Source organism: Herpetosiphonaceae bacterium, assembly GCA_036374795.1.
Classification (GTDB): Bacteria; Chloroflexota; Chloroflexia; order Chloroflexales; family Kallotenuaceae; genus LB3-1.
In genome coordinates this window covers 1-24,423 of the sequence record DASUTC010000140.1, presented here as the reverse complement: position 1 = coordinate 24,423, position 24,423 = coordinate 1, and the positions used below count along the sequence as shown (strand labels likewise).

At 62.5% G+C, this 24,423-nt stretch carries 24 protein-coding genes; 17 read left to right on the top strand and 7 right to left on the bottom strand.

What is annotated here, in order from left to right:
* A partial coding sequence (locus VFZ66_09840) for a Calx-beta domain-containing protein (protein ID HEX6289481.1) occupies positions 1 to 1,217 on the top strand: 1,217 nt, incomplete at its 5' end.
* A gap of 137 nt (positions 1,218 to 1,354) precedes the next feature.
* Here the strand turns inward: VFZ66_09840 and VFZ66_09835 are convergent.
* The 3 genes from VFZ66_09835 to VFZ66_09825 form a co-directional block, all read right to left on the bottom strand.
* A complete protein-coding gene (locus tag VFZ66_09835; GenBank protein ID HEX6289480.1) occupies positions 1,355 to 1,702 on the bottom strand; it encodes a peptide chain release factor-like protein in 348 nt (115 codons plus the stop codon).
* A gap of 70 nt (positions 1,703 to 1,772) precedes the next feature.
* Complete coding sequence (locus tag VFZ66_09830) at positions 1,773 to 2,747, bottom strand: TIGR00266 family protein (protein HEX6289479.1); 975 nt, start codon at positions 2,745 to 2,747, stop codon at positions 1,773 to 1,775.
* A gap of 181 nt (positions 2,748 to 2,928) precedes the next feature.
* The gene (locus VFZ66_09825; protein HEX6289478.1) at positions 2,929 to 3,621 is read right to left on the bottom strand and encodes an adenylate kinase; all 693 of its coding nucleotides are present in this window, start codon (positions 3,619 to 3,621) and stop codon (positions 2,929 to 2,931) included.
* 465 nt (positions 3,622 to 4,086) lie between these two features.
* Between VFZ66_09825 and VFZ66_09820 the strand changes: the two genes are divergently transcribed.
* Both VFZ66_09820 and VFZ66_09815 read left to right on the top strand, forming a co-directional pair.
* Positions 4,087 to 4,416, top strand: a complete 330-nt coding sequence (locus tag VFZ66_09820) for a nucleoside triphosphate pyrophosphohydrolase family protein (protein HEX6289477.1) — start codon at positions 4,087 to 4,089, stop codon at positions 4,414 to 4,416.
* A 61-nt stretch (positions 4,417 to 4,477) separates the two neighbouring features.
* Entirely contained in the window at positions 4,478 to 4,846 is a 369-nt protein-coding gene (locus tag VFZ66_09815) for a hypothetical protein (GenBank protein HEX6289476.1), read from the top strand.
* A gap of 63 nt (positions 4,847 to 4,909) precedes the next feature.
* Here the strand turns inward: VFZ66_09815 and VFZ66_09810 are convergent, their stop codons facing one another.
* The 3 genes from VFZ66_09810 to VFZ66_09800 all read right to left on the bottom strand — a co-directional run bounded on the left by VFZ66_09810 (position 4,910) and on the right by VFZ66_09800 (position 7,242).
* Positions 4,910 to 5,575, bottom strand: a complete 666-nt coding sequence (locus VFZ66_09810) for a zinc ribbon domain-containing protein (protein HEX6289475.1) — start codon at positions 5,573 to 5,575, stop codon at positions 4,910 to 4,912.
* Between the two features lie 175 nt (positions 5,576 to 5,750).
* Positions 5,751 to 6,605: an aminoglycoside adenylyltransferase domain-containing protein gene (locus VFZ66_09805; protein HEX6289474.1), complete on the bottom strand. Its 855-nt coding sequence runs from the start codon at positions 6,603 to 6,605 to the stop codon at positions 5,751 to 5,753.
* A gap of 73 nt (positions 6,606 to 6,678) precedes the next feature.
* Entirely contained in the window at positions 6,679 to 7,242 is a 564-nt protein-coding gene (locus VFZ66_09800) for an AAA family ATPase (protein ID HEX6289473.1), read from the bottom strand.
* A 211-nt stretch (positions 7,243 to 7,453) separates the two neighbouring features.
* Between VFZ66_09800 and VFZ66_09795 the strand changes: the two genes are divergently transcribed.
* The 14 genes from VFZ66_09795 (at position 7,454) to VFZ66_09730 (ending at position 22,921) form a co-directional block, all read left to right on the top strand.
* Positions 7,454 to 7,816: an NADH-quinone oxidoreductase subunit A gene (locus VFZ66_09795; GenBank protein ID HEX6289472.1), complete on the top strand. Its 363-nt coding sequence runs from the start codon at positions 7,454 to 7,456 to the stop codon at positions 7,814 to 7,816.
* Positions 7,807 to 8,352 carry an NADH-quinone oxidoreductase subunit B family protein gene (locus VFZ66_09790; GenBank protein HEX6289471.1) on the top strand — a complete coding sequence of 182 codons (546 nt, stop codon included), beginning with the start codon at positions 7,807 to 7,809 and terminating at the stop codon, positions 8,350 to 8,352. The genes VFZ66_09795 and VFZ66_09790 overlap by 10 nt, the downstream gene beginning before the upstream one ends.
* 2 nt (positions 8,353 to 8,354) lie before the next feature.
* Complete coding sequence (locus VFZ66_09785) at positions 8,355 to 8,879, top strand: NADH-quinone oxidoreductase subunit C (GenBank protein HEX6289470.1); 525 nt, start codon at positions 8,355 to 8,357, stop codon at positions 8,877 to 8,879.
* Positions 8,880 to 8,960: 81 nt separating this feature from the next.
* On the top strand, positions 8,961 to 10,313 hold the full coding sequence (gene nuoD / locus VFZ66_09780) for an NADH dehydrogenase (quinone) subunit D (protein HEX6289469.1): 1,353 nt from the start codon (positions 8,961 to 8,963) through the stop codon (positions 10,311 to 10,313).
* 92 nt (positions 10,314 to 10,405) lie between these two features.
* Complete coding sequence (gene nuoE, locus VFZ66_09775; GenBank protein HEX6289468.1) at positions 10,406 to 10,924, top strand: NADH-quinone oxidoreductase subunit NuoE; 519 nt, start codon at positions 10,406 to 10,408, stop codon at positions 10,922 to 10,924.
* 15 nt (positions 10,925 to 10,939) lie between these two features.
* Positions 10,940 to 12,361 (top strand): NADH-quinone oxidoreductase subunit NuoF, encoded by a 1,422-nt coding sequence (gene nuoF, locus VFZ66_09770; protein ID HEX6289467.1) that lies wholly within the window; start codon positions 10,940 to 10,942, stop codon positions 12,359 to 12,361.
* Positions 12,362 to 12,415: 54 nt separating this feature from the next.
* Entirely contained in the window at positions 12,416 to 15,187 is a 2,772-nt protein-coding gene (gene nuoG / locus VFZ66_09765) for an NADH-quinone oxidoreductase subunit NuoG (GenBank protein ID HEX6289466.1), read from the top strand.
* Between the two features lies 1 nt (position 15,188).
* Positions 15,189 to 16,352 (top strand): complex I subunit 1 family protein, encoded by a 1,164-nt coding sequence (locus VFZ66_09760; GenBank protein HEX6289465.1) that lies wholly within the window; start codon positions 15,189 to 15,191, stop codon positions 16,350 to 16,352.
* Positions 16,353 to 16,361: 9 nt separating this feature from the next.
* Positions 16,362 to 16,856 (top strand): NADH-quinone oxidoreductase subunit NuoI, encoded by a 495-nt coding sequence (gene nuoI, locus VFZ66_09755; protein HEX6289464.1) that lies wholly within the window; start codon positions 16,362 to 16,364, stop codon positions 16,854 to 16,856.
* A gap of 83 nt (positions 16,857 to 16,939) precedes the next feature.
* Positions 16,940 to 17,467 carry an NADH-quinone oxidoreductase subunit J gene (locus VFZ66_09750; GenBank protein HEX6289463.1) on the top strand — a complete coding sequence of 176 codons (528 nt, stop codon included), beginning with the start codon at positions 16,940 to 16,942 and terminating at the stop codon, positions 17,465 to 17,467.
* On the top strand, positions 17,467 to 17,769 hold the full coding sequence (nuoK, locus tag VFZ66_09745) for an NADH-quinone oxidoreductase subunit NuoK (GenBank protein HEX6289462.1): 303 nt from the start codon (positions 17,467 to 17,469) through the stop codon (positions 17,767 to 17,769). The genes VFZ66_09750 and nuoK overlap by 1 nt, the downstream gene beginning before the upstream one ends.
* A 96-nt stretch (positions 17,770 to 17,865) precedes the next feature.
* Complete coding sequence (gene nuoL / locus VFZ66_09740) at positions 17,866 to 19,809, top strand: NADH-quinone oxidoreductase subunit L (protein ID HEX6289461.1); 1,944 nt, start codon at positions 17,866 to 17,868, stop codon at positions 19,807 to 19,809.
* Between the two features lie 135 nt (positions 19,810 to 19,944).
* Positions 19,945 to 21,462 (top strand): NADH-quinone oxidoreductase subunit M, encoded by a 1,518-nt coding sequence (locus VFZ66_09735; protein ID HEX6289460.1) that lies wholly within the window; start codon positions 19,945 to 19,947, stop codon positions 21,460 to 21,462.
* Between the two features lie 4 nt (positions 21,463 to 21,466).
* Entirely contained in the window at positions 21,467 to 22,921 is a 1,455-nt protein-coding gene (locus tag VFZ66_09730) for an NADH-quinone oxidoreductase subunit N (GenBank protein ID HEX6289459.1), read from the top strand.
* Positions 22,922 to 23,109: 188 nt separating this feature from the next.
* On the opposite strand, the gene smpB is transcribed toward VFZ66_09730, so the two are convergent.
* Entirely contained in the window at positions 23,110 to 23,589 is a 480-nt protein-coding gene (smpB, locus tag VFZ66_09725; GenBank protein ID HEX6289458.1) for an SsrA-binding protein SmpB, read from the bottom strand.
* Positions 23,590 to 24,423: the final 834 nt, after the last annotated feature.

Genomic DNA, 24,423 nt, shown 5'->3' with positions numbered 1-24,423 from the left:
TGACGGTGGAGTACGCCACGAGCGACGGCACCGCGACGGCGGGCAGCGATTACACGACCAGCACCGGCACGGTGACGTTCGATCCCGGCCAGACCAGCAAGACCATCAGCATTCCGCTGCTGGAGGACGGGCTGCTGGAAGGGAACGAGACGTTCACGGTGAGCCTGAGTAGTCCGAGCAATGCGGGACTGGGCACACCCGCTACGGCCACCGTGACGATCAACGCCAACGATACGATCACCTTCAGCGCCAGCACGTTGAGTGTAGGCGAGAACGCGGCGGCGGCGACGCTGACGGTGCGCTTGAACGCGGCGTCCGCGCAATCGGTGACGGTGGAGTACGCCACGGGCGACGGCACGGCGACGGCGGGCAGTGACTACACCACGAGCACCGGCACGGTGACGTTCGATCCCGGCCAGACCAGCAAGACCATCAGCATTCCGCTGCTGGAGGACGGGCTGCTGGAAGGGAACGAGACGTTCACGGTGAGCCTGAGTAGTCCGAGCAACGCCGGGCTGGGCACACCTGCCACAGCGACGGTGACGATCAACGCCAACGATACGATCACGTTTAGCGCCAGCACCTACAGCGTGGGCGAAAACGCGGCAGCGGCGGCGCTGACGGTGCGCTTGAACGCGGCGTCCGCACAGCCGGTGACGGTGGAGTACGCCACCAGCAACGGCACGGCGACGGCGGGCAGCGATTACACGACCAGCACCGGCACGGTGACGTTCGATCCCGGCCAGACCAGCAAGACCATCAGCATTCCGCTGCTGGAGGACGGGCTGCTGGAAGGGAACGAGACGTTCACGGTCAGCTTGAGTAGTCCGAACAACGCCGGGCTGGGCACACCTGCCACGGCCACAGTGACGATTAACGCTAACGATACCATTACGTTTAGCGCCAGCACCTACAGCGTGCAGGAGAGCGCTACCAGCGCGACGCTGACGGTGCGCTTGAACGCGGCGTCCGCGCAGCCGGTGACGGTGGAGTACGCCACCAGCAACGGCACGGCGACGGCGGGCAGCGATTACACGACCAGCACCGGCACGGTGACGTTCGATCCCGGCCAGACCAGCAAGACCATCAGCGTTCCGATCATCAACGATACCACTGATGAGCCGAACGAGACGGTGACGATTACGCTGAGTAATCCCGCCAATGCGGCGCTTGGTTCGCCTGGTGTCGCAACACTGACGATTGTTGATAACGATTAAGGAGGATACCTAGCTACCTGAACGCAGCGCAACCCCTCCTCATGTGAGGAGGGGTTGCACTTTAAGCTCCTAACTTCGTCTCACTGATCACATACACGGTTGCCTTGAAGGCCATGACCACTATTCCATGATCCTGCTCAATCCTCGAACTTGGGACGGCTGCGCGTGGCCTTCACCGCCGAGCGCTGGCGCTTGCGGGCCAGCCGTTCGAGCTGGCTGGTGCGGCTTGGGCGGGTTGCATGGCGCTCTTTGGGCACGATCGCCGCCTGGGCCAGCCGCCGCGCCAGCCGCTCCAGCGCCACCTGCCGATTAGCCGCCTGCGAGCGGCGCTCCGTGGCTGTCACGACGATGCCGCTGGCATGGTGGCGCAGCCGCACGCCCGTCGCTACGCGGTTGCGATGCTGCCCGCCGGGACCGCCCGCCGTGAAGAATTCCATCGCGCATTCCTGCTCTAACGCTTTGAGATCATCTGCCGAGTCGCTCATACGCTCCTCTCGACAAAGAACAAGGATCGACGTAGCCGCCGATCCTTCTTGCAGCTTTCGCGCCGCGATGCTAGTCGCCGCCGAAGAAGTTGCCTAAGTTGCCGATATTGCCCATGCCGCCCTGGCTGCCGCCGCTGCCGTTCGTGCGCGGCAGGTAGTTGGCAATCTTCTTCGCCAGGTTCATCGCGGGCATCGTCTGGAGCCACACGCGACCCGGACCGCGCAGGGTTGCCAGGAAGAGGCCCTCGCCGCCGAAGAGGATGTTGCGGAAGCCACGGATCATCTCGACATCGAACTGGACCGTCGGCTCAAGCATCGCGACGTGGCCGGTATCGACCTTCAACACCTGCCCGGCCTCCAGCGTGTACTCCACGATCTCGCCGTCAAGCTCGGCAAAGACGACGCCAGGCCCGGTCGCGCGCTGCATAACGAAGCCCTCGCCGCCGAAGAAGCCCGACCCCAGGTTGCGCCGGAAATGCATTTCGAGCGTGACGGTCTTTTCGGCGCACATGAACGCATCGCGCTGCATAATCATCGACTGGCCGGGGCCGAGGTGCAGCGGAATGATCTTGCCGGGAAACTCCGAGGCAAAGGCGACCAGCCCGCGACCGCCCTGCACCGTGTAGTCCACGATAAAGAGCGACTCGCCTGACAGCGCGCGCTTGACCATGCCGCCGAGCATGCCGCCAATCCCACCGCCGCCACCGCCCGCGTTGGTATTCATGATCACGTTGCCGCTCATCCAGGCCATGCCGCCCGTTTCCGAAAAGATCGTCTGGCCGGGCTCAAGCTGAATAATCGCGGCCTGCATCGTCGTGCCGACGATCTGATAGTCCATGCCGGTCTTGCCCTCGCCGCTGGCGATAACCTTGGGATCGGGCAGATCGAGGCGCTGACCGGCCTGGCTCTGGAAATCGCCATCGCCGCCGATAAACGTGGTCGGGCCGGTCGCAGCGGCGGGCTGGCTCGCGGCAACGCGCGTGCCGCAGCGAGAGCAAAAGTTCATGCCGGGTTGTAGGTCTGTACCACAGCTCGTGCATTGCATGAGGATCTACTCCTTACGAAGGGTTTACTTGGTGGACGCCACATACAGTACGCATGCTGGCGGTGGGTTGTTGCAGGTGGCTGGTAGGAGACTGGCTGCATAGGCGAGTATAGCACGTCGGCCCGTGCAAGAGAACCCCTGAGCCTTGACGCTGCGCTCCCTGGCTGCGCGTTCGCAGGCGCTACCCCGAAGCCTGCTCCCGACCGCGCCCTGTCGCATCCAACGTCTGGACGATCTGCGCCTGAACCGTTTCGGGATCGCCTTCGGCTGAGATCGTATGCAGCAAGCCCTGGCGGCGGTAGTAGTCGATCAGCGGCTCCGTCTCTTCCTCGTACACGCGCAGCCGCTCGACGATCACCTCCGGCTCGTCGTCGGGCCGGGTGACGAGTCTTCCTCCCAGGCGCAGGCATGCATCCACGCTGGCCGTGTCGTCGACATGCAGCGGGAACGGCTCGCCCAGGCCCTCGCACATGCGCCGACCACCCAGCCGCCGGATCGCCTCATCGTCGCTCAGGCTCAGCGAGATCACGGCGCTCAGCGAGCGGTCGAGCCGCTGCATCAAGCTATCCAGCGCCTCGGCCTGCGGAACCGTGCGCGGAAAGCCGTCGAGCAAAAAGCCCTGATCGGGCCGGAGTTGCAGCAGCCGCTCGGTGATCAGCGCGATCATCACGTCGTCGGGCAGCAGCGTGCCGCGCTGAAAGTATGAGTCGGCCAGCAGCCCCAGCGCCGTGCGCCTGGCGACCTCGTCGCGCAGCATTTGGCCCGTGGCGAGCACATACACCGGATAGCGCGACCTGAGCATCCGCGATTGGGTGGATTTGCCCGCTCCTGGCGCGCCCATCAAAATAATATGTAGCGGTTGTTCAGTTGTCATAACGCCACTCCTATTCAGGATTACGTCTTCTCCCCATGATACTCGATCTGCTTGCTCTGCGGTTGGTCGGGCTGCGCCGGATCTGGCCGGGTACGCTGCGCATCGTCTGGTCCCGGTCGGGCTTGGAGGAACCTCAGGTCTGCTCCCTGAAACCGCATCAGTACTATCCCAACTGCTGATCAATGGCTACGGCTAGCGCTTGTCGCGCCGCAACCAACCTATTAAAGTACGCCAATACCATCACTTGCCAGGGATTGCCGCATCGTTGATCATTCCAGGCCATGACGATCGAGGAGATGAATGAAAAAACTTCGGAAAGGCTGCACAGCCGTTGGCGCTATGCTATGCGTATTGCTCATGTGTCAGATCTTTGGCTCGTTAGCTGGATCGGCTGGATAGCGCCGCGCAGATGATGCTATAGGCGACCGAGCGGCAGAGCCGCTTAATTCCTGAAAGGATCGATGCGTGAACTTCGACGAGTACCAGGATTCGGCCAGGCGCACCTTGAGCGCGGCGCTGGATCGGCGCGAGCGGCTGGCGATGACCGCGCTGGGGCTGGTGGGCGAGGCGGGCGAGTGCAGCGAGGCGATCAAAAAGCATCTGTTTCACGGCCATCCGCTCGATCAGGCGGCGCTTGCCAAAGAGCTTGGCGATGTGCTGTGGTATGTCGCGATGCTGGCCGACGCCTGCGGCCTGGATCTCGAATCGATCGCCGCGCAAAATATCACCAAGCTCCGGGCGCGCTATCCTGAGGGCTTTTCTGCACAGGCCAGCATCGAGCGCGACGAGACGTAGCGCGCGACTTTTTACGACAGGCGATAGTATATAGAATGGCTGTCAAGCTACGAGGCATGCAATGGACGAACACCTGGCAGCTATTCTCGAAGCGCTCGATGGCGTTAAGCTGCTCCCCCGCCGTCCCGCTGAAACGAATGTCGTGTACGGCTATGTGCTGCCTGAGCAGCTCGCGGCCATAGTCGCGCGGGTCGCTGACGCGCTGAATCGCCGTGGCTACGAGGTGCATCGATGCATGTGGGCCGGTGAGGCGGTGCTGCTGGCACTCAACGGCACGGCGCATCCCCTGGCGCTGCGGATCACCTCATCCAGCGCTGAGCGCTACAACTTGTATGCGCTCTCTCGTCCGCAGCATGCGCAGGCACTTTGGCAGTGGGCCGAGGCAATGGCGCGCAGCCATGCGCGTCAACGACACGAGCCGGAGCGCTAAACGCGCTGCAAAAGCAGGCGCAGCGCAAGATCCAGCGCTGCGCCGAAGGATGCTGCTGCCGACTCAGCTTACCTGTGCCACCTTGGTCCCACAGTTAGGGCAGAAGGCGGCGTTGTTGGCAATCGCTTGCCCACAGGTAGGGCACGCATATGGCGTATTGCCAACCGCTGGCTGTCCGCCTGTTGGTCCGGCCCATTGGCTGCCGGTCGGCTGCTGGCCGATCTGTCCGCTGGTGGAGCCAGCCCAATCGCCGCCGACCGAGCTTGAGTTGGGCAGGCCGCTGCCTGAGATGTCGGTGCTCTCCGGTAGATCGTAGCTGCGCCCGGTGAAGCGCGGAGCCTCGGACGTGCCGGTCTGCGGTGTGCTGGTTTCGCTCATGATCGGCACGCTCTGCGAGGGCGACGTAGGCGCTGTCTGCGGCTGTGATGCGTGCCATGCCTCGAACGTTTCGCCCTGCGCCTCGTTCAGCTCGGTTTCCTTAAGGGTCTGCTGCTCCCGCAGTTGAGCGATGATCTGGGCCAGGCTGGCGATCTCCGGCGCGGTGATCGCTCCCTGCTGATACAGCTCAAGCGCGCGCTCGCCCAACTGCCGCGTGTTGGTATCGATCTGACTCTTGATATTGTTGATCTCACCGCTGATCCGGCTGGTGCGCTGGAACTTATCGGCCTCGAACTTGGCGCGATCGACGCCCGCCGTCAGGGTTTTGCTGATCGAATCCAAAAACCCCATCGCATACCTCCTTGACAACCTGTTACTCTAGTATAGTTCGACGGTCAAATTGCATCAGCGGTTGCACCAGGCGGGCACAGCCGAGCGAGTGGCCGCTGTGGCGTGCGTTATGGATGTGCATTGCAAGCCGCATCTGCAACCTTTATACCGCCACTTGGATATGGAGATTGAGAGATTAGAGCTTCTGCTGCCAGCCCGCGTCCTGCTCGCGGAGGAGCGCCGCCCGCACCGCCGCCCCCACGATCTCGACCAGCTCCGTTACCTCGGCGGCGCTGAGCGGCGGGCCGCCAAGCCGTCGCTGCTCGGCCTGTGCCACCACGGATGGACAATTCGGCTGTCGACGCGCCCACGCAGCGCCAGCCAACTTCGAGCCGAACGTGCCGGTCACGGCGTAGCGCCAACCACGGCAGGCATTGAGCACGCTATTGGCGGATGCGGACTCATGGCGACGATGCCACGCCAGCGAATCGCCGATCGCTTCCAGGCACCAGCGCCGGGGTATCGGCGCAAAGACCTTGGCAGGCTGCGGCCCCAGCAGGCTGCGCCCGAGCTCGTGGCCCATAGCAATATCGAGCAGAAACCAATGGCTCGACTCTTCGGCGGGATCGAGCACAAGATGATCGTCCTCGCCCGCGCCCGTATTCAGGTTGAGATCGAACCGAGGGTGGCGCGCAGCGGGATCGATCGCGGGCCGCGCGTAGATTACCAGCTCCAGTCGGCGGGCCGGACACGGCAGGACACGGTGTGTCAGGCTAGCGGCAATCTCTCTGCACATCTGCTTGTCGAGCAGCGTCGTCAACACTGCCTGCACGTCGAGGTCGCTGATCCCCGGCTCGTAATCGCCGTATGCAGCCGAGCCGAAAAGGTAGACGCCGAGCAGCCGTTGACCCAGGCGCTGCTGAAGGATCGCGACGACGCGATCCAGGTACGCGCTTTCTGCGGCAGGCAGCGCGCCGGGCCTACCGGCGGCACCTTCGACCGCATGCTGCGTCTCGTCACGCGCCTCCTGGCTGTGATCATGATCTTGCAAGCTTGCCTCTGATTTGTTCCAAGTTTCAGGTTTCAAGTTTCAGGTTTCAAGTTTCAAGTTTCGAGTTCTGCCGCTACAGTATGCTCCGCAGGATCATGCTGACCGTTTCATCTATCGTCAGTGCGCTGTTGTCGATGATGCGCCAGCCCATCTCGACAAACGGCTGTTCGGCAAGCTCTTGCCGAAGCGTCCGAATAGGCTCGGCCAATGCCTGCGTGTCAAATCGTTTGTTGGTGCGCTGAGCATTTCGCGCGAGCGCAACCTCGACGCTGGGCAGCAGCACAATCTTATGCAGGTTGCCTCCTGGGAGCTGCTCGACAAAGATCGTGTGAGCTTCGGCAGGAAAGATAAGATCGTCGATCGCTACGGCAAAATTCGCTGTGTGGTACAGCAGCGCCGTCTGGACCACCGCCTGCCGTGCGAGGTGAAACTGTCGACCTGTCTCGTCTGTCCAGTGTGGCAGGGGATGCGCGATGCCGGATACAACCCACTCGCGCAGATCGTCGAGCGGAATGTGGATGCCGAACGGAAAGCGCTGCATCAGAGCAGCGGCAATCGTGGTCTTGCCTGCGCCGGGCGGCCCTGATAGCAGAAAGATCGGTGCGGGAGCTCGTGTGCTGGTGGCGGCTGCTTGCATATCTGCCATTCCGTGCTTTGAATCGAGCGAGCGATGACGATGGTATCATACATCGTCCCGTTGAATGGTGGCATATAATATGATGGTTCTCAGCATCCTATAAGAAGATTGTGCATCTTGACACAATCTTGGAGGTGGATATAATGACATCTGGCAACGAAGCCGCCTCGTCGTGAGGCGGCTAATGCCTGTCTTAAGCGGAGCATACGCGATGCAATCGTTGACCCCGTGGCTACCGATTTTGATCCTCTTTGTGCTGACCACCGTTCTAGCCTTTGTGGTGATCGGCATGTCGTACCTGCTTGGCCCGAAGCGCGGCTCGCTGCGCAAGCTGATGCCCTACGAGTCGGGGATGAACCCGATCGGCTCGGCGATGCGCCGAATGCCGGTGCGCTTCTATCTGGTCGCGATGATCTTTATTCTGTTCGACATCGAAATCATCTTTATGTTGCCGTATGCGCTGATCTACCGGAATCTGGGAGTTTTTGGGCTGGTCGAGATGGGCATTTTTGTGATTATTCTGCTGGCAGGGTATTTGTATGCTCTCAAGAAGGGAGCTTTCCGATGGGATTAGAAGAAAAAGCCGGAAATCTTGGCGTGATCACGACCACACTTGAGTCGGCGGTCAACTGGGGCCGCACCAACGCGATGTGGCCGATGCTCTTCGGCCTGGCGTGCTGCGCGATCGAGATGATGGCGGCGCAGGCCAGCGACTACGATCTATCGCGCTTCGGTATGGAGATCAACCGCGCCTCGCCGCGGCAGGCGGACCTGATGATCGTCGCGGGTCGCGTGTCGCGCAAGATGGGGCCGGTGGTGCGGCAGCTCTACGATCAGATGTCCGATCCCAAGTGGGTGATCGCGATGGGCGACTGTGCATCGTGCGGCGGCGTGTACAACAACTACGCGATCGTGCAGGGCGTCGACGAGATCGTGCCGGTGGATGTGTACGTGGCAGGCTGCCCGCCACGCCCTGAGGCGCTGATCCACGGCATCATGTTCTTGCACGAGAAGGTCAAGCGCGAAAAGCTGGCACCGCGCGCCAGCGATGAAGCGCTGCGGCTGGACGCGGTCGGGCGGCAGGTGGCGACAACCGGGAGCCGGAGCTAGCTATGACGCTTGATAACGCAACCGTTCGCCAGCGGGTCGTGGAGCGCTTCGGCGCGGCGGTGCTTGAGGCCAGCGAGTATCGCGGCGATCTGGCGCTGCGGCTCCGCCCCGATGCGCTGCCTCAGGTCGCCGCGTTCCTGCGCGACGATCCCGATCTGCAATACATCTTTCTGGCAAGCATCACCGGCGTAGACTACCTGGGCCGCGAGCCGCGCTTCGAGGTCGTTTATCATCTGCGCAGCTTTGTCAACATGCATCTGGTGGTGCTCAAAGTAGGCGCCGACGAAGAGCGCCCGCACGTGCCAAGCCTGGTCCCCTTGTGGCCGACGGCAACCTTTCAGGAGCGTGAAGCCTATGATATGTTCGGGATCGTCTTCGACGGCCACCCCGACTTGCAGCGCATCCTGATGCCGGAGGATTGGGACGGATACCCGCAGCGCAAAGATCAGCCGCTGGTCTATGAGGAAGTGGCGTTTACGTTCAACCACGACGCCGTTGATGCGCAGAAACCATACGCAAGAGAATAGATGTCATGGTTGAGTGGCCGGGGATCGGGAGCCGTGTGATCTTCCGCCTCTGCCGCTCGAACCCGGACCCCTGGAGTAATTATGGCTGTTGCTGAACCTACTATCGCGCAGCGGCGTGCCGCTATCAACAACAGCGGCACCAGTGGCAGCGACCGAGCGCGGAACTTCCCGACATCAGCGCAGATCGCTCAGGCAGCCCGTGAGATCTCCGTGCCGTCGCCGCGCCAGGTGATCGCCGCGAACGCCAATCGTCCCAAGGATCAGGCGTCGGATGAGTCGATGGTGCTGAACATGGGGCCGCAGCATCCCTCGACGCACGGCGTGCTGCGCCTGGTCGTCGAGCTTTCGGGCGAGGACGTGCTGCAACTGGCGCCGGATGTCGGATTTTTGCATACCGGCATCGAAAAGAACATGGAGGCCAAGACCTACCAAAAGGCCCTCGTGATGACGGACCGGACGGATTATCTTGGCCCGATGATCAACAACATGGTCTACTCGCTGGCCGTCGAGAAGCTGCTCGATTGCGAGATCCCGCCGCGCGCGCAGGTTGGCCGGGTGCTGCTCAACGAGCTGGAGCGCATGAACAGCTACCTCGTCTGGCTGGGCACTCACGCGCTCGACCTTGCGGCGATGAGCGTCTTCTTGTACTGCTTCCGCGAGCGCGAGATGATCCTCGACATCAAGGAACTGGTGTCGGGCGCGCGCATGATGACCAGCTTTATTCGTCCCGGCGGCCTGGCCTGGGACTTTCCCAAAGAGTTCAAGCCGACGGTCCAGCGCTTCCTCGATATTTTCCCTGGCCGGATCGACGAGTACGAGGCGCTGCTGACCGATAACCCGATCTGGAAAGATCGCACGGTCGGAGTCGGCAGGCTGAGCGCGGTGGATGCGCTGGCGCTGGGCGTGACGGGCGCGAACCTGCGCGCCACGGGCGTGCCCTACGACATGCGCAAGATGTTTCCGTACTCCGGCTACGAGAACTACGACTTCAAGCTGATCACCGGCACCGAGGGCGATACCTACGAGCGCTATCTGGTGCGCATCGCCGAGATGCGCGAGTCGGTCAAGATTGCCCAGCAGGCGCTCGACAACCTGCCGGACGGCCCGTACGCCACCAGCGACCGCAAGATCTGGCCGCCGCCGAAGGAAGAGATCACCTACTCGATGGAGTCGCTGATCCACCACTTCAAGCTGTGGACCGAGGGCTTCAAGCCGCCGAAGGGCGACGCCTATGTCGCGGTCGAGTCTGGGCGCGGCGAGCTGGGCTGCTACATCGTCAGCGACGGCTCGAACAAGCCCTGGCGGGTACACTTCCGCGCGCCGTCGTTCATCAACTTGCAGGCGCTGCCGCACATGGCGCAGGGCAAGCTCATCGCCGATCTGGTGGCGATGATCGCCAGTCTCGACCCGGTGCTGGGCGAAGTCGATCGGTAGAAGCAGGCCCTCACCCCGCTTCGCTTCACTCAGCACCCCTCTCCTATCGCGATGGGAGAGGGGCCGGGGGTGAGGGCCAAAAAGAGGTTTACGTGTTAGCAGATACATACGCCAGCGAGATCGCCGCGATCCTGTCGCGCTACCCGATCAAGAAGTCAGCGGTGCTGCCGCTGTGCTACATTGCGCAGGACGAGTACGGCTATCTCAACATCGATCATATTCAGGAGGTCGCCGATATTCTGGATATGCCTTACACCGATGTGTACGAGGTGGCGACCTTCTACTCGCTGATCTACGATCAGCCGGTCGGCAAGTGGGTGTTGCAGGTCTGCGACGATAATCCGTGCTGCTTCACCGGAGCCGAGGAGCTGGTGGCCGATCTTGAGCAGCGGCTCGGCATCCAGGCGGGCGAAACCACGCCCGACGGCCTGTTTACGCTGCAACGGGTTAAGTGCATCGGCGCGTGCCACCGCGCGCCCGTGATGCAGGCTAACCTTGAGTTCCTGTACGATGTCACGCCGGATCAGGTGCCGGGAATGCTCGAAGATCTGGCGCAGAAAGTGCAGCGCGGCGAGACGCTGAGCGTCTCTGGCCGGTTCGCGGAGAAGTAAGGGAGAGCGTTTGGTATGGAGACGATTCGTTACGAAAACGGCTATCCCGGCGGTCCCGCAAATGGCTACGGCTCGGAGTTTCCGAATCCGTTTCTCACGGAGCATATCGTGCTGCGCAACCGCGATTATCCCGACATCGGGCAGATCGACGAGTATATGCGGCGCGGCGGCTACGAGGTGGCGCGCAAGGCGCTCACGACGATGCAGCCGAGCGCGATCATCGACGAGGTGAAGAAGTCGGGGCTGCGCGGGCGCGGCGGCGCGGGCTTTCCCACGGGCGTCAAGTGGGGCTTTATCCCCAAAGACATCACGCCCAAGTACCTCGTCTGCAACGCCGACGAGTCGGAGCCGGGTACCTTCAACAATCACGAGGTGATCGACTTCAACCCGCACCAGATGATCGAGGGCATGATCATGTCCGGGTTTGCCGTCGGCGCGACCACCGGCTATATCTACATTCGCGGCGAGTATGCCTACGGCGCGCGCAACCTGGAGCGGGCGATCCGCGAAGCCTACGACAAGGGCTTTCTCGGCCAAAAGCTCTGGGGCACCGACTTCGACTTCGATCTCTACGTGCATCGCGGCGCGGGCGCGTACATCTGCGGCGAGGAAACCGCGCTGCTCGAATCGCTTGAGGGCAAGATCGGACAGCCGCGCCTCAAGCCGCCCTTCCCGGCAGTTGCGGGCCTGTACGCCAAGCCTACAGTCGTGAACAACGTCGAGACGCTGGCGAACGTGCCGATGATCATCGAGCGCGGCGCGGACTGGTTCCGCTCCTACGGCACGGAGAAGTCGCCCGGCACCAAAGCGATCTCGATCAGCGGTCACGTCAAGCGGCCTGGCAACTTCGAGATCCCGCTGGGCATCACGATGCGCCAGTTCATCTACGAGCTGGCGGATGGTATCCGCGACGGCCACGAGCTGAAGTTTCTGATCCCCGGCGGCGCGTCGGCCAACTGGCTGATCAACACGCCGGAGCATCTGGACCTGCCGCTGACCTGGGACGATCTCGCGGCCAAGGGCACGATGCTCGGATCAGGGGCAGTGGTGGTGCTCGACGACTCGACCTGCGTTGTGGCGGCCTCGATGAAAGTCGACGAGTTCTTCAAGCACGAGTCGTGCGGCAAGTGTACGCCCTGCCGCGAAGGAACGCACTTCCTGGTCAAGGTCTGGGAGCGCATCGAGCACGGCAAAGGCCGCGCCAGCGATATTCCGCTGCTCAACGACCTGGGCAAGGAGATGCTCGGCAAGTGCTTCTGTCCGCTGGGCGAGTCGGCGGTTTCTCCGGTCGCCTCGGCGCTCAAGTACTTCGCCGACGAGATCCGCCAGCATATCGAACTTGGCCGCTGTCCGCTGGGCGCGAGTCACCCGATGCCGCATGTCGCTGCGGCTGAGGGAAGCGCGTACACCGGCGCGGCGATGCCACCCGCGCGCTAATCGATTTTCAGGCGGCGGCGCTCTGCGGGGCGCTCCCGCGATAGAATTGACACTATGCCAGATATTAAACTGACCATCGATGGAGTAGAAGTGACGGTGCCGCAGGGCACAGGGGTTGTCGAGGCCGCGCTCGAAGTGGGCATCGAGATCCCGGTGTTTTGCCATCACCCGAAGCTTCCGCCGGTCGGCATGTGCCGCATGTGCCTCGTCGAGGTGGGCACGCCCAAGATGGACCCGGCGACCAAGCAGCCGGTGCTGGACGGGGAGAGCAAGCCGGTGATCGCGATGATGCCGCGCTTGCAGACGGCCTGCACCACGCCCGTCTCGAACGGGATGGTCGTCAAGACCAACACGGCGGAGGTCGAGTTTGCCCGCAAAGGCGTGCTCGAAATGCTGCTCACGTCGCATCCGCTCGACTGTCCCGTGTGTATCAAGGGCGGCGAGTGCCCGCTGCAAAACCTGACGATGGGCTACGGCCCTGCCGTCACGCGCTTCGACTACAGCGACAAGGTTCACTTCGAGAAGCCGGTGCCGCTCGGCCCGCTGATCGACCTGGACCGCGAGCGCTGCATTCTGTGCTCGCGCTGCGTGCGCTTCGAGGATGAGATCGCGGGCGATAGCGTGCTGGGCTTTGCCAACCGTGGCCGGGCCTGGATGATCCAGTCCAGGTCGAATCCGCCGTTCAACTCGAAGTTTTCGGGCAACACCGTCGATATTTGTCCGGTCGGCGCGCTGATGAGCCACGAGTTCCGCTTTGCTGGCCGCGTCTGGGAAGTCAAGCCGGTGCCGAGCATCTGCCCGCACTGCCCGGTTGGCTGCAACATCACGCTCGATATGCGCTACCGCGACATCAAGCGCGTGCAGCCGCGCGCCAACGAGTGGGTCAACGAGATCTGGATCTGCGACCGTGGCCGCTACGGGCATCACTTCGCGGATAGTCCCAAGCGCCTGACCAGGCCGCTGGTGCGGCACGACGGCGGCCTGATCGAGACGAGCTGGCAGGAGGCGCTGGAGGAGATCGCGCAGCGGCTCTATGGCATCGTCGAAGGCTATGGCGGCGATGTGATCGCCGGTCTTGCGGGCGGGCGGCTGGCGAACGAGGATCTGTACCTGTTCCAGAAGCTCTTCCGCGAGGTCTTACAGTCGCCGCACATCGACTGTCGCAACGGCACGCGCGACGAGCCTGAGCACGACGATCTGGGCTATGCCTTCGGCGTTGCCAGCGGCACCGACCTGGGCAAGCTCGGCAAAGGCACCACGGTGCTGGTCGTCGGCGCCGATCCCGAAGAAGAAGCGCCGGTCTATCTGCTGCGGCTGCGCGGCATCAGGCGCCGGGGCGGCGAGCTGATCGTGGCGAATGGCCGCCCGACCAAGCTGGATGCTGCGGCGTCGAGCACGGTGCGCTACAGCTACGGCAGCGAGACGCAGTTTGTGCTCGGCGTGCTGTCGGCGATCCTCGAAGGCGGCCTTGAGCAGCGCGAGTTTATCGCCAGCCGCACCAAGAACCTCGACACGCTGCGTACCGCGCTCCAGCCGTTCAGCGTCGCCAAGGTGGCGGAGCAGACCGGCATCGCCGCCGATGTGCTGCAAGCGGTCGCCAGGAGCGTGGCCGGAGCCGAAAACCTGATCATCGTCTATGGCCGCGAGGCGTTCGCCGCCGGGACGCCGCTGCTTCAGGCGCTCGGCAACATCGCCCTGCTGACGGGGCATGTGGGGCGGGCCGGCAACGGCGTGCTGCCGATCCTGCGCTACAACAATAGCCGTGGCGCGCTCGACATGGGCGTCCGACCGAGCAAGGGGCCGGGCTATACCGCCGTCTCCAAGAGCGGCATGACCGCGCGGCAGATGTTGCAGGCGGCGGCTAATCGCAAGCTGCGCGCGATGTACATCGCCGGTCTTGATCCGGTGGGGGCCAATCCTGGGGCCGAGGCGGCGCTGAACAAGGTCGATCTGGTGATCGTGCAGGATCTATTCATGACGCCGACCGCGCAGCTAGCGGACTTCGTGCTGCCTGCGGCGGCGTTCGCCGAGCGCGACGGCACGTACACCAGCGCCGAGCGGCGCGTGCAGCGCTTCCGCGCGGCGCGCAACAGCCTGGGCGAGAGCCGTCCCGACTGGCAGATCATCGGCGCGCTTGGCCGCACGCTGGCGAATATGATGCCCGTGGCGGAGACGGCGACCGTCGCTGTCGGCGCAGGCAGGGGCCAGACCAGCAAGAAGAAGGCGCGCACGGCGCAGATGTCGACGCAAAGCCCGTGGGTCTATCGCTCCATCGACGACGTGAATGCCGAGATCGTGGAGCGCGTGGCGATCTACAAGGGCGCGAGCTACGCCAGGCTCAAATCGAGCGGCGGCGTGTGGGGCCGTCAGGCGGTGGCCGATCCGGTCTTCTACGACGGCACGAGCTACGAGAATACCGAGGGCTTCGGCGTGCAGTGGCCGACGCTGGCGGAGCAGCCGAATGTCGCGTTCGATCTGGTCTTCTCGCAGCCGGGCGCGCTGGCGCGACAGGACGGCCAGATGCTGCTGGTCGCCGCGCCGCGCCTGTACGACGGCGGCACGCTGATGCAGAACGCCGAGGGCCTGAGCTTCTGGGTGCCGCGTCCGTATGTCGGGATTGCGCGGGCGGATGCCGCGCGGCTGCGCATCAGCTCAGGCGACCGGGTGCGGCTGACCTCGGCGCTTGGCGCGCTGGAGCTGGATGCAAAGGTCGATGGCGAAGTCGGCGAGGGAACACTGCTCGTGCCCGATCTGGCGGAGATCCCGCTGGGCGCGCTCCAGACCGGTGTTTTAACGCCCGTGAAGATCGAAAAGGTCGAGGCGTAACATGAGTTTTTGGGTTCGGCTGATCACGCTGATCATCGTCGCGCTGGTGCTGTTCCTGGGCACGACGACGGCGTTTGCCTATCTGACGTTGTTCGAGCGGCGGCTGCTGGCCCGGTTCCAAAACCGCGTCGGGCCGAACCGCGCCGGGCCGGGCGGCTTTTTCCAGCCGCTGGCGGACGCGGTCAAGCTTTTTTTCAAAGAGGACATCACGCCGACGCAGGCCGACAAGGTGATCTATAATCTCTCGCCCGCGCTGGCGATGATCCCGGCGATCCTGCTCTTCGCGGTGATCCCGTTCGGCGCGTATCTCGATCTGTCGTGGCTGCTGGGCCAGGAGGCGGCGGTAGTGCCGATCCAGTTTACCGACATCAACGTCGGCATTCTGTACCTGCTCTCGGTCACATCGATCGGCGTGTACGGCATCACGCTCGGCGGCTGGTCGTCCAACAACAAGTACTCGATGCTCGGCGGCATTCGCTCGGCGGCGCAGCTCATCTCCTACGAGCTGGCGCTGGGCCTGTCGATCCTGGTGGCGATCATGCTGACCGATCAGCCAGCCGCCCAGGCGAGCGCGGCCTATCCGTCGTGCGCGCTGATGTGGCAGCAGCCCGCCGAGACGTTCAGCTCGCTCAGCACGTGCCGCATCGTGGAGAGCCAGGCGGGCTGGTGGAATATTTTCAAGCCAACGGGCCTGATCGCCTTCTGTGTCTTCTGGCTGGCCTCGACGGCGGAAGTGGTGCGCGCGCCCTTCGACCTCGTGGAGGCCGAGCAGGAGCTGGTGGGCGGCTACAACACCGAGTACTCGTCGATGAAGTTTGCGCTCTTCTTTATGGCCGAGTATATCAAGCTGATCGCGGTTTCGACGATCGGCGTGACGCTCTTCCTGGGCGGCTGGCGCGGCCCCGGCGTGGACGTGCTCTACAACGCGGGCTATCCCAACATCGCCGCGCTGGTTTCGGTAGGCTACTTCCTGCTGAAGCTGATCTTCTTCCTGTTCTTGAGCGTCTGGGTCCGCGCGACGCTGCCGCGCTTCAAGTACAACCAGTTGATGGACATCGGCTGGAAGCAACTGCTGCCGATCTCGCTGGCGCTGGTGGCGATCACGGCGGTCGGCGCGATCGTGATCGATCCGTATCTGCCGGGCCTGTTTGGTGCCGCACGTTAGGAGTATCTGATGTTTGATTTGATCAAGGGGCTGCGGACCACGGCAAAATACCTGTTCCAGCGTCCGATCACGATCTCGTATCCTGAGGTCAAGCGACCGGTGCGCGAGCGGTTTCGCGGCAAGCACGAGCTAAAGCGCTACGCCGACGGCAAGGAGCGCTGCATCGGCTGCTCGCTGTGCGCGGCGGCCTGTCCCGCAGACGCGATCTACGTCGAGCCCGCCGAAAACGATCCGAATAACCCGGTCGGCTACGGCGAGCGCTACGCGGTGAAGTACGAGATCAATATGCTGCGCTGCATCTACTGCGGCTACTGCGAGGACGCCTGCCCGACGAACGCGATCGTGCTGGAGCATCAGTATGAGCTATCGTTCTACGATCGCAAGTCGGCGGTCTATACCAAAGAGATGCTGCTGGTGCCGGAAGATAAGGGCTGGGGCGAGCCGCCGCCGATCCTTCAGAATCTCAATCGTCCGCCGAATCCACCCGCGCAGATGGAGCTTTAAGCTGTGACCACTGCAAGGGACGAGTGACGTTTGTGGTAAGATAGCCGGTCGTCACTCGTCTCTTGTTGCGGAGAAAATACGCTATGGAAACTGTGCTTTTTGTTATTACCGCATTGATTACCATCGGAGCGGCGGCGGCAATGGTGCTCAGCCATAACGCCGTACACTCGGCGCTCTGGCTGGTGCTAAACTTCTTCGGCGTGGCCGTGCTGTACCTGCTGCTGAGCGCGCCGTTTCTGGCGATGGTCCAGATCACCGTCTATGCGGGCGCGATCATGGTATTGTTTTTGTTCGTGATTATGCTGCTCGGCTCCGAGAAAGGCCAGGAAGAAGTCAACGGCCTGCCCCTGCAAACGCCGGTCGCGCTGGTGCTTGGCCTGGTGCTGATCGGCATTGCGGGCTACGCGCTGCTGGGTGCCGACACGCCCGCGCTGGCCCAGACTCCGGCGCCGCTACCCGACAACCTGGGATCGCCTGAGACGATGGCAGGCGCGCTCTTCAGCACCTATCTGCTGCCATTTGAAATTACCTCGGTTTTGCTGCTGGTCGCGTTGATCGGCGCGGTTGTGCTGACGATCAAAAGCCGTACACGAGAAGGAGCGCGCACCTGATGGTTCCTACCAGCTATTATGTGATGTTGAGCGCCATCTTGTTCACGATCGGCGTGATCGGCGTGCTGACCCGCCGCAACGCGCTGGTGGTCTTTATGTCGGTCGAGCTGATGTTAAACTCGGCAAATCTGGCGCTGGTTGCGTTCTCACGCCAGTGGGGCCATGTTGACGGTCAGATCTTAACTTTTTTTGTGATTACTGTGGCAGCCGCCGAGGTTGCGGTGGGTCTTGCGCTGCTCGTGGGCATCTTCCGCACCAAGCGCACCACCAACGTCGACGAAGTCAATACGATGCGGGGATAAGTCTCAAGGACAACGAACAACGGAACAAAGAACAAAGAAAGCCGTAGATTGTTCTCTGTTCTTTGTTCTCTGTTCTCACTGCTGAGGAAGGATCTTGTGGAGCTTATTCAAACACTTGTCCCGTTGATCATCGTCCTGCCGCTGCTCGGCGCGCTGGTCAACACTTTTGCGATCCGCGACGGGCGACGCGCCGGGATCATTGCCAGCGCGGCGGTGCTTCTGGGCTTTGTGCTGGCGCTGGTCGCTACGGCAACGCTGGCGGGCCTGCCCCACGAGGAGCAGACGCATGTTGACTTTACGCTGTGGCAGTGGATCGAGGCCGGACGGCTCAGAGTGCCCTTCGGCTTCTTATTCGATCCGCTGTCGGCGGTGATGGTGCTGCTGATCACGGGCGTCGGCGGCCTGATCCACGTCTTCTCGATCGGCTACATGGCTCACGATCCGCGTCCGGTGCGCTACTTTGTGTACATGAATCTGTTCGTCACCGCGATGCTGCTGCTGGTGCTGGCGAACAACTACTTGCTCCTGTTCCTGGGCTGGGAGGGCGTGGGCCTCTGCTCGTACCTGCTGATCGGCCACAGCTTCGAGCGCTCGGAGGCGCGCTACGCCTCGATGAAAGCGTTCGTGGTCAACCGCATGGGCGACTTTGGGCTGATGCTGGCGATCCTGGCGCTCTTCCAGCGCTTCGGCTCGCTCAACTTCGGCGCGATCTTCCCGCGTGCGGCTGAGGTCCTGGCCGGGCAGCAGACTCAGTGGATCTTTGGGCCGGTCGCTGTGTCCTCGGCGATTGCCTTTTTGATGCTGATCGGCGTCACCGGCAAGTCGGCGCAGATCCCGCTGTGGGTCTGGCTGCCCGACGCGATGGCCGGCCCGACGCCCGCCTCGGCGCTGATCCACGCCGCGACGATGGTCACGTCGGGCGTGTATCTGATCGTGCGCTCGCACGCGATCTTCGCGCTGACCGCGCCGGTTTCAAACTTGACCGCCATCATCGGCGTGCTGACGGCGTTTGTGGCGGCCTCGATTGCGATCGGGCAGTACGACATCAAGCGCGTGCTGGCGTTCTCGACGGTTTCGCAGCTTGGCTTCATGGTCGCCGCCGCGGGCATGGGCGCGTACACCGCCGCGATGTTCCACCTGCTGACGCACGGCGTGTTCAAGGCGCTGCTCTTCCTGGCAGCCGGCTCGGTGATCCACGGCACGCACGAGACGCAGGATATGCGGCGCATGGGCGGTCTGCGCAATGCCATGCCGCAGACGTTCCGCACGTATATCATCGGCACGCTGGCGCTGGCAGGCATTCCGATTTTCGCGGGCTTCTTCTCGAAGGATGAGATCATCGGCGCGGCGTTCCACGGAGGTCGCTTCGGCACCTACCCGACGCTGGGAGTGCTGCTGATTATCACGGCGGCGCTGACCGCGTTCTACATGGGCCGTCAGGTCTTCCTGATCTTCTGGGGCGAGCAGCGCGATCACAGCTACCACCCGCACGAGAGCGAGCCGATCATGACGGTGCCACTCTGGATTCTGGCGGTGGGTGCGACCCTCGCGGGCATGATCAACTTCCCCGGCCTGCACTTTCTGGATCATTTTCTGGAGCCGGTGTTCGAGGCGACGGGCGCCGTGCAGGAGCCGCCGGAGTTCGATTTCCTGCTCGCGACGATCACCGTGGTGCTGGCGCTCGGCGCGATCTGGGTAGCTTATCAGGTCTACGGCAAGCGGCAGTGGAAGAAGACCTTCCGCGATCCGCTGGAGCGGGTGCTGGGCGTCTTCTTCGAGGGCTTTGAGCAGCGCTGGTACGCCGACGATGTGTATGAGAGCGTGGTGGTGCGGCCCTTCAAGGCGACGGCGCGCTTCCTGGCGCGGATTCTGGACCCGCTGGGTATCGATGGGCTGGTCAATGGCGCGGCGCGGCTGGTTGGTCTTGGCGGCCAGGGCTTGCGCGAGGCGCAGACCGGCTATGTTCGCTCGTACACGCTGGTCTTCTTGATCGGTGTGCTAGCAGTGATCGGCTACTTCGGCTTTATGACGGTACGCTAGCGCGTCGCCGGGGCCTGCTACGGCAAGCGCAGGCGCTGATCTGGAAGAAGCAAGGATGGTTTGGGGTGTTCCCCAAACCCCCGGCCTGTCGGCGTGCTGCCGGAACGCTGATGCTTATAGACTGAGGGTGCGACTTTGCAAAGTTTTCTGCTTTCTTTGATTGTCTGGCTGCCCCTGGTGGGAGCGCTGGTCTTGCTGTTCATCCCCGGCCTCAGCGACCGCACCGCGAAGCGACTCGCGCTGGTCTGGAGTCTGGCGGTGTTTGTGGTATCGCTGCCGCTGGTGCCCGGCCTGGGCTTCTACAACGCAAGCGAGCCAGGGCTGCAACTGGTCGAGCGCGTGCCGTGGATCGCGCGGTTTGGGGTAGACTATCACCTCGCCATCGACGGTATCGCGCTGTGGCTGGTGCTGCTGACGACGTTTCTCACGCCGATCACAATCCTTTCGACGTTCGACTCGGTGCATACGCGCGTGCGGTCGTTCGAGGCGTTCATGCTGGCGCTCGAAACAGGCATGCTCGGCGTGTTCCTGGCGCAAGATCTGTTCCTGTTCTACATTTTCTGGGAGTTTACGCTGGTGCCGATGTATTTCTTGATCGGCATCTGGGGCGGCTCGCGCCGGATCTACGCGACGGTCAAGTTCTTTCTGTACACCTTCGCGGCCTCGGTGCTGATGCTGCTGGCGATCATCGCGCTGTATGTGCTGTGGGGTCGGAACAGCTTTAGCCTGCCCGACATGGTCGCGGCGATTCAGTCGGGGCAGTTCGTGCTCGACCAAAACCTGGCGCGCTGGCTGTTCCTGGCGTTCTTCGCGGCGTTCGCGGTCAAGGTGCCGCTGTGGCCGTTCCACTCGTGGCTGCCCGACGCGCACACCGAAGCGCCGACGGCAGGCTCGGTGATCCTGGCGGGCGTGCTGCTGAAGCTCGGCGGCTACGGCTTTATCCGCTTCAACCTCCAGCTCTTTCCTGAGGCGTCGCGCTACTTTGCGTTTGCGATCGGCGTGCTGGCAGTGATCGGCATCATCTACGGCGCGTGGATCGCCTACGCCCAGACCGACATCAAGAAGCTGGTCGCCTACTCGTCGGTGTCGCATCTGGGCTTTGTGATGCTCGGCATCTTCGCGCTCAACCCGATCGGCATCCATGGCGCGATCCTGCAAATGGTCAATCATGGCCTGTCGACCGGCGCGCTCTTCTTGATCGTGGGCATGATCTACGAGCGCCGCCACACGCGCGAGATCGATGCATTCGGCGGGCTGTGGAAGGTGATGCCGGTCTATACGGGCATGTCGCTGCTGATCATCATGTCGTCGATCGGCCTGCCCGCGCTCAACGGCTTTGTGGGCGAGGCGACGATCATGTTCGGCACGCTCAGCTCGCAAGTGCTGGGCTGGGAGTTCGCGGCCTTTGGTCTGCTCGGCGTGATCCTGTCGGCGGTCTATCTGCTCTGGATGTTCCGCCGCGTGATGATGGGCGATGTCAACCAGGCGACCGAGAAGATGCGCGATGCGACCCGTCTGGAGATTGCGATGCTGGTGCCGGTGATCGCGCTGATCATCCTGATCGGACTGTATCCGACGCCCTTCTTCCAGGCGATGGATCAGTCGGTGACGGCGCTGGCGAACGGGCTTGCTCCTGTGGTGGCAACGAGGTAGATTGATGAATGTTACAATTCCGCAGATCGATTGGGCGACGATCGGGCCGCCGCTGCTGCTCGTCGTCTGGGCAACCGTGCTGCTGCTGATCGATCTCTTTATCGCCAACAAGCGCACGACGGCCTATCTGGCGCTGCTGGGCCTGGCGGCGTCGGCGGCGGTGGCGGTGCCTTTCTGGGGCGCGCAGCCGCGTCTGTCGTTCGCCGGTATGGCGCGCATCGACGATACCGCGATCGTAATCGACTGGATCTTGGCGCTGATCACGGCGATCACGGTCCTCTTCTCGATCGACTATCTCAAGCGGCAATCGATCGAGATGGGCGAGTACTACTCGCTGCTGCTCTTCACCACCGCCGGGATGATGATGATGGCGCACGGCAGCAACCTGATCGTGCTCTTCCTGAGCCTGGAGTGGGTTTCGATCGGGCTGTACGTGCTGGCGGGCTTTGCCTATCCGCGCATCCGCTCGGAAGAGGCCGCGATGAAGTACCTGCTCTATGGCGCGTTCGCGGCGGGCTTTCTGATCTATGGCATCGCGCTGGTCTATGGCACCACCGGCTCGACGGATCTGACCACGATCGCCACTATCCTCGAAGATAACGCGGCGCTGCGCACGTCGCCGGTGCTGCTGATCGGCGTGGGATTGCTGATCATCGGCTTCGGCTACAAGATCTCGATGGTGCCGTTCCATATGTGGACGCCCGACGTGTACGAGGGATCGCCGACGCCCGTTTCGGCCTACATGTCGACGGCGACCAAAGCGGCAGGCTTCGCGGCACTGCTGCGGGTGGTGCAGATCGCGCTGCCGGGGCTGATCGAGACGTGGCAGTTGCCGCTGGCGCTGCTGGCCGCGCTGACGATGGTGATCGGCAATGTCGCGGCGGTGGTGCAGAATAATATCAAGCGCATGCTGGCCTACTCGGCGATTGCCCACGCTGGCTTTATTCTCTGCGCGCTGGTCGCGATTCGCCAGGCGGGCGCGGTCGAGAGCTTCCTGTACTATATCCTGGCCTACTCGCTGACCAACCTGGGCGCGTTCGCGGTGGTGATCGCGCTGGAGCAGGCGGGCGAGGAGCGCTTCGACATTGCCGATCTTGCCGGTATGGGCTGGCGGCAGCCGCTGCTCGGCATGGCGATGGCAATCTTCATGCTGTCGCTGGCCGGTGTACCGCCGCTGGCGGGCTTCTTCGCCAAGTGGCTGGTCTTCCAGGTGGCGTATCAGGCCGGGTACTGGTGGCTGGCGCTGATCGGCCTGCTGAGCAGCGTCATCTCGGCGTTCTACTACCTGCGCATCATCGTCAATATGTACATGCGCGAGCGCACCGAGCCTGTTCGCTCGTTCACCACCTCGCCGATGCTGATTGGCGTAGGCTTCGCGGCGCTGCTGGTGGTCCTCCAGGGCTTTCTTACGAGCCCCGTGCTGGATCTCGTCGGGCAGACGCTAACGGCGGGAAGGTAGGCGGAGAACAGGGAACACAGAACAGAGAACACAGGACCGAGCATCCAGCGCCGGTCCTGTGTTCTTTTGTTTCGAGTTTCGCGGTGAGGCCCTCGCCGCCTAGCCCCCTTCTCCAAACCTCGGCAGGCTGCTACACCATTTGGTTCTTGGTTCTTGCCCCGTTGTTCTTTGTTCCGTTGTTCTTTGTTCTAATCGTCGTATCTTCGCTCTTTGAGCGCCCGCTCGATCTGCCGCTTGGACTCGCGCTCCGCTGTCGCCTCGCGCTTGTCGTAGAGCTTCTTGCCACGGGCCAGGCCAAGCTTGACCTTCGCCCGACGCTGCTTGAAGTGGATGTCGAGCGGAACCAGCGTCAAGCCTTTTTGTTCGAGCTTGCCAAGCAGCCGGTTGATCTCGCGCCGATGCAGCAGCAGTTTGCGTGGTCGGGTCGGCTCGTGCTGGAAGATCGCGCCGGTTTCCTCGTTCGGCGAGATATGGGCGTCGAAGAGCCAGGCCTCGCCATCCTGAATGCGAGCATACGCGCCGCGCAGGTTGGCCTTGCCGCGCCGGATGGATTTGATCTCGGAGCCGGTCAGCACAATCCCGGCCTCGTACTCTTCCTCGATAAAATAATCGTGAAATGCTTTGCGATTGACCGCCACAGGTTGCTGCGGACCAGGCTGCTTAGACATAATGGCCTCAACGCTTGATTGTCATCGTTAACTAACGTGATAGCATACCACACAGCGGCGGGCGAGGTGTATACCTCGCCCGCCGCGCAGGAGATTCTGTTGGAGCGCGATCTTACTTTTTGGCGTTCGGCAGGAACTTCGTCATCTTTGTGCCGCAGACCGAGCAGGTACCCTTTGCGGCACGTCGTCCGTTATCCATCTTTTCTTCGTGAGCGTCCTTCATGGCTCGTTGCGTTTTGCATTTGACACAGTATCCCTGAACCTCATCCACGAGCTACCTCCTTCGTACAGGCCATACAGCACTATAGTAAGCCCATTCCAAGCACCGTGCCATGAGTTGGCGGAGCTTCATCGGGGTGCCGCACGCCGCTGCCTTGCGGCTCTACCCATGAGGGTCATCAGCGAACGATCGGCGGAGCTTCGCGGCGTGGATCTTGCAGCGCTGCCGCCATGCGGCGCAGGTACGGGCGAAAGCTCAATAATTAGTCAAAATTTCGCCTAAATCTCGGTAGTGTTAATAGCGTTTTAAGACAGGGGTTGACTTTGCCTGTGGCAACCGCTATAGTATAGTTGCTCGTGATAGATTGTGCAATGTGTGCACAGGAGAGGGTTCCGTGGATTGCCAACCCGGACCCTCTTGTTACGTGAATACTTTAAGCTGGCAAATATTTCCTCACTTACGTTTTGTGTTATTTGCCTTTTGGAGGACGTCCTGCATGTTGGACAAGCTGCTTGAGCTGGCACGAGATCGTGGCTTTGTGACGTGTGACGAAGTCTTAGCGTCGGTTTCGCACACTGAGCGCAACAATGAAGATGTTGACCAGCTCTATGCCG

Coding starts and splice junctions, on each gene's coding strand:
- VFZ66_09835 (HEX6289480.1), bottom strand. CDS start 1,702: ATGAGCGACTCGGCAGATGATCTCAAAGCGTTAGAGCAGGAATGCGCG.
- VFZ66_09830 (HEX6289479.1), bottom strand. CDS start 2,747: ATGCAATGCACGAGCTGTGGTACAGACCTACAACCCGGCATGAACTTT.
- VFZ66_09825 (HEX6289478.1), bottom strand. CDS start 3,621: ATGACAACTGAACAACCGCTACATATTATTTTGATGGGCGCGCCAGGA.
- VFZ66_09815 (HEX6289476.1), top strand. CDS start 4,478: ATGGACGAACACCTGGCAGCTATTCTCGAAGCGCTCGATGGCGTTAAG.
- VFZ66_09810 (HEX6289475.1), bottom strand. CDS start 5,575: ATGGGGTTTTTGGATTCGATCAGCAAAACCCTGACGGCGGGCGTCGAT.
- VFZ66_09800 (HEX6289473.1), bottom strand. CDS start 7,242: ATGCAAGCAGCCGCCACCAGCACACGAGCTCCCGCACCGATCTTTCTG.
- VFZ66_09795 (HEX6289472.1), top strand. CDS start 7,454: ATGCAATCGTTGACCCCGTGGCTACCGATTTTGATCCTCTTTGTGCTG.
- VFZ66_09790 (HEX6289471.1), top strand. CDS start 7,807: ATGGGATTAGAAGAAAAAGCCGGAAATCTTGGCGTGATCACGACCACA.
- VFZ66_09785 (HEX6289470.1), top strand. CDS start 8,355: ATGACGCTTGATAACGCAACCGTTCGCCAGCGGGTCGTGGAGCGCTTC.
- nuoD (HEX6289469.1), top strand. CDS start 8,961: ATGGCTGTTGCTGAACCTACTATCGCGCAGCGGCGTGCCGCTATCAAC.
- nuoF (HEX6289467.1), top strand. CDS start 10,940: ATGGAGACGATTCGTTACGAAAACGGCTATCCCGGCGGTCCCGCAAAT.
- nuoG (HEX6289466.1), top strand. CDS start 12,416: ATGCCAGATATTAAACTGACCATCGATGGAGTAGAAGTGACGGTGCCG.
- VFZ66_09760 (HEX6289465.1), top strand. CDS start 15,189: ATGAGTTTTTGGGTTCGGCTGATCACGCTGATCATCGTCGCGCTGGTG.
- nuoI (HEX6289464.1), top strand. CDS start 16,362: ATGTTTGATTTGATCAAGGGGCTGCGGACCACGGCAAAATACCTGTTC.
- VFZ66_09750 (HEX6289463.1), top strand. CDS start 16,940: ATGGAAACTGTGCTTTTTGTTATTACCGCATTGATTACCATCGGAGCG.
- nuoK (HEX6289462.1), top strand. CDS start 17,467: ATGGTTCCTACCAGCTATTATGTGATGTTGAGCGCCATCTTGTTCACG.
- VFZ66_09730 (HEX6289459.1), top strand. CDS start 21,467: ATGAATGTTACAATTCCGCAGATCGATTGGGCGACGATCGGGCCGCCG.
- smpB (HEX6289458.1), bottom strand. CDS start 23,589: ATGTCTAAGCAGCCTGGTCCGCAGCAACCTGTGGCGGTCAATCGCAAA.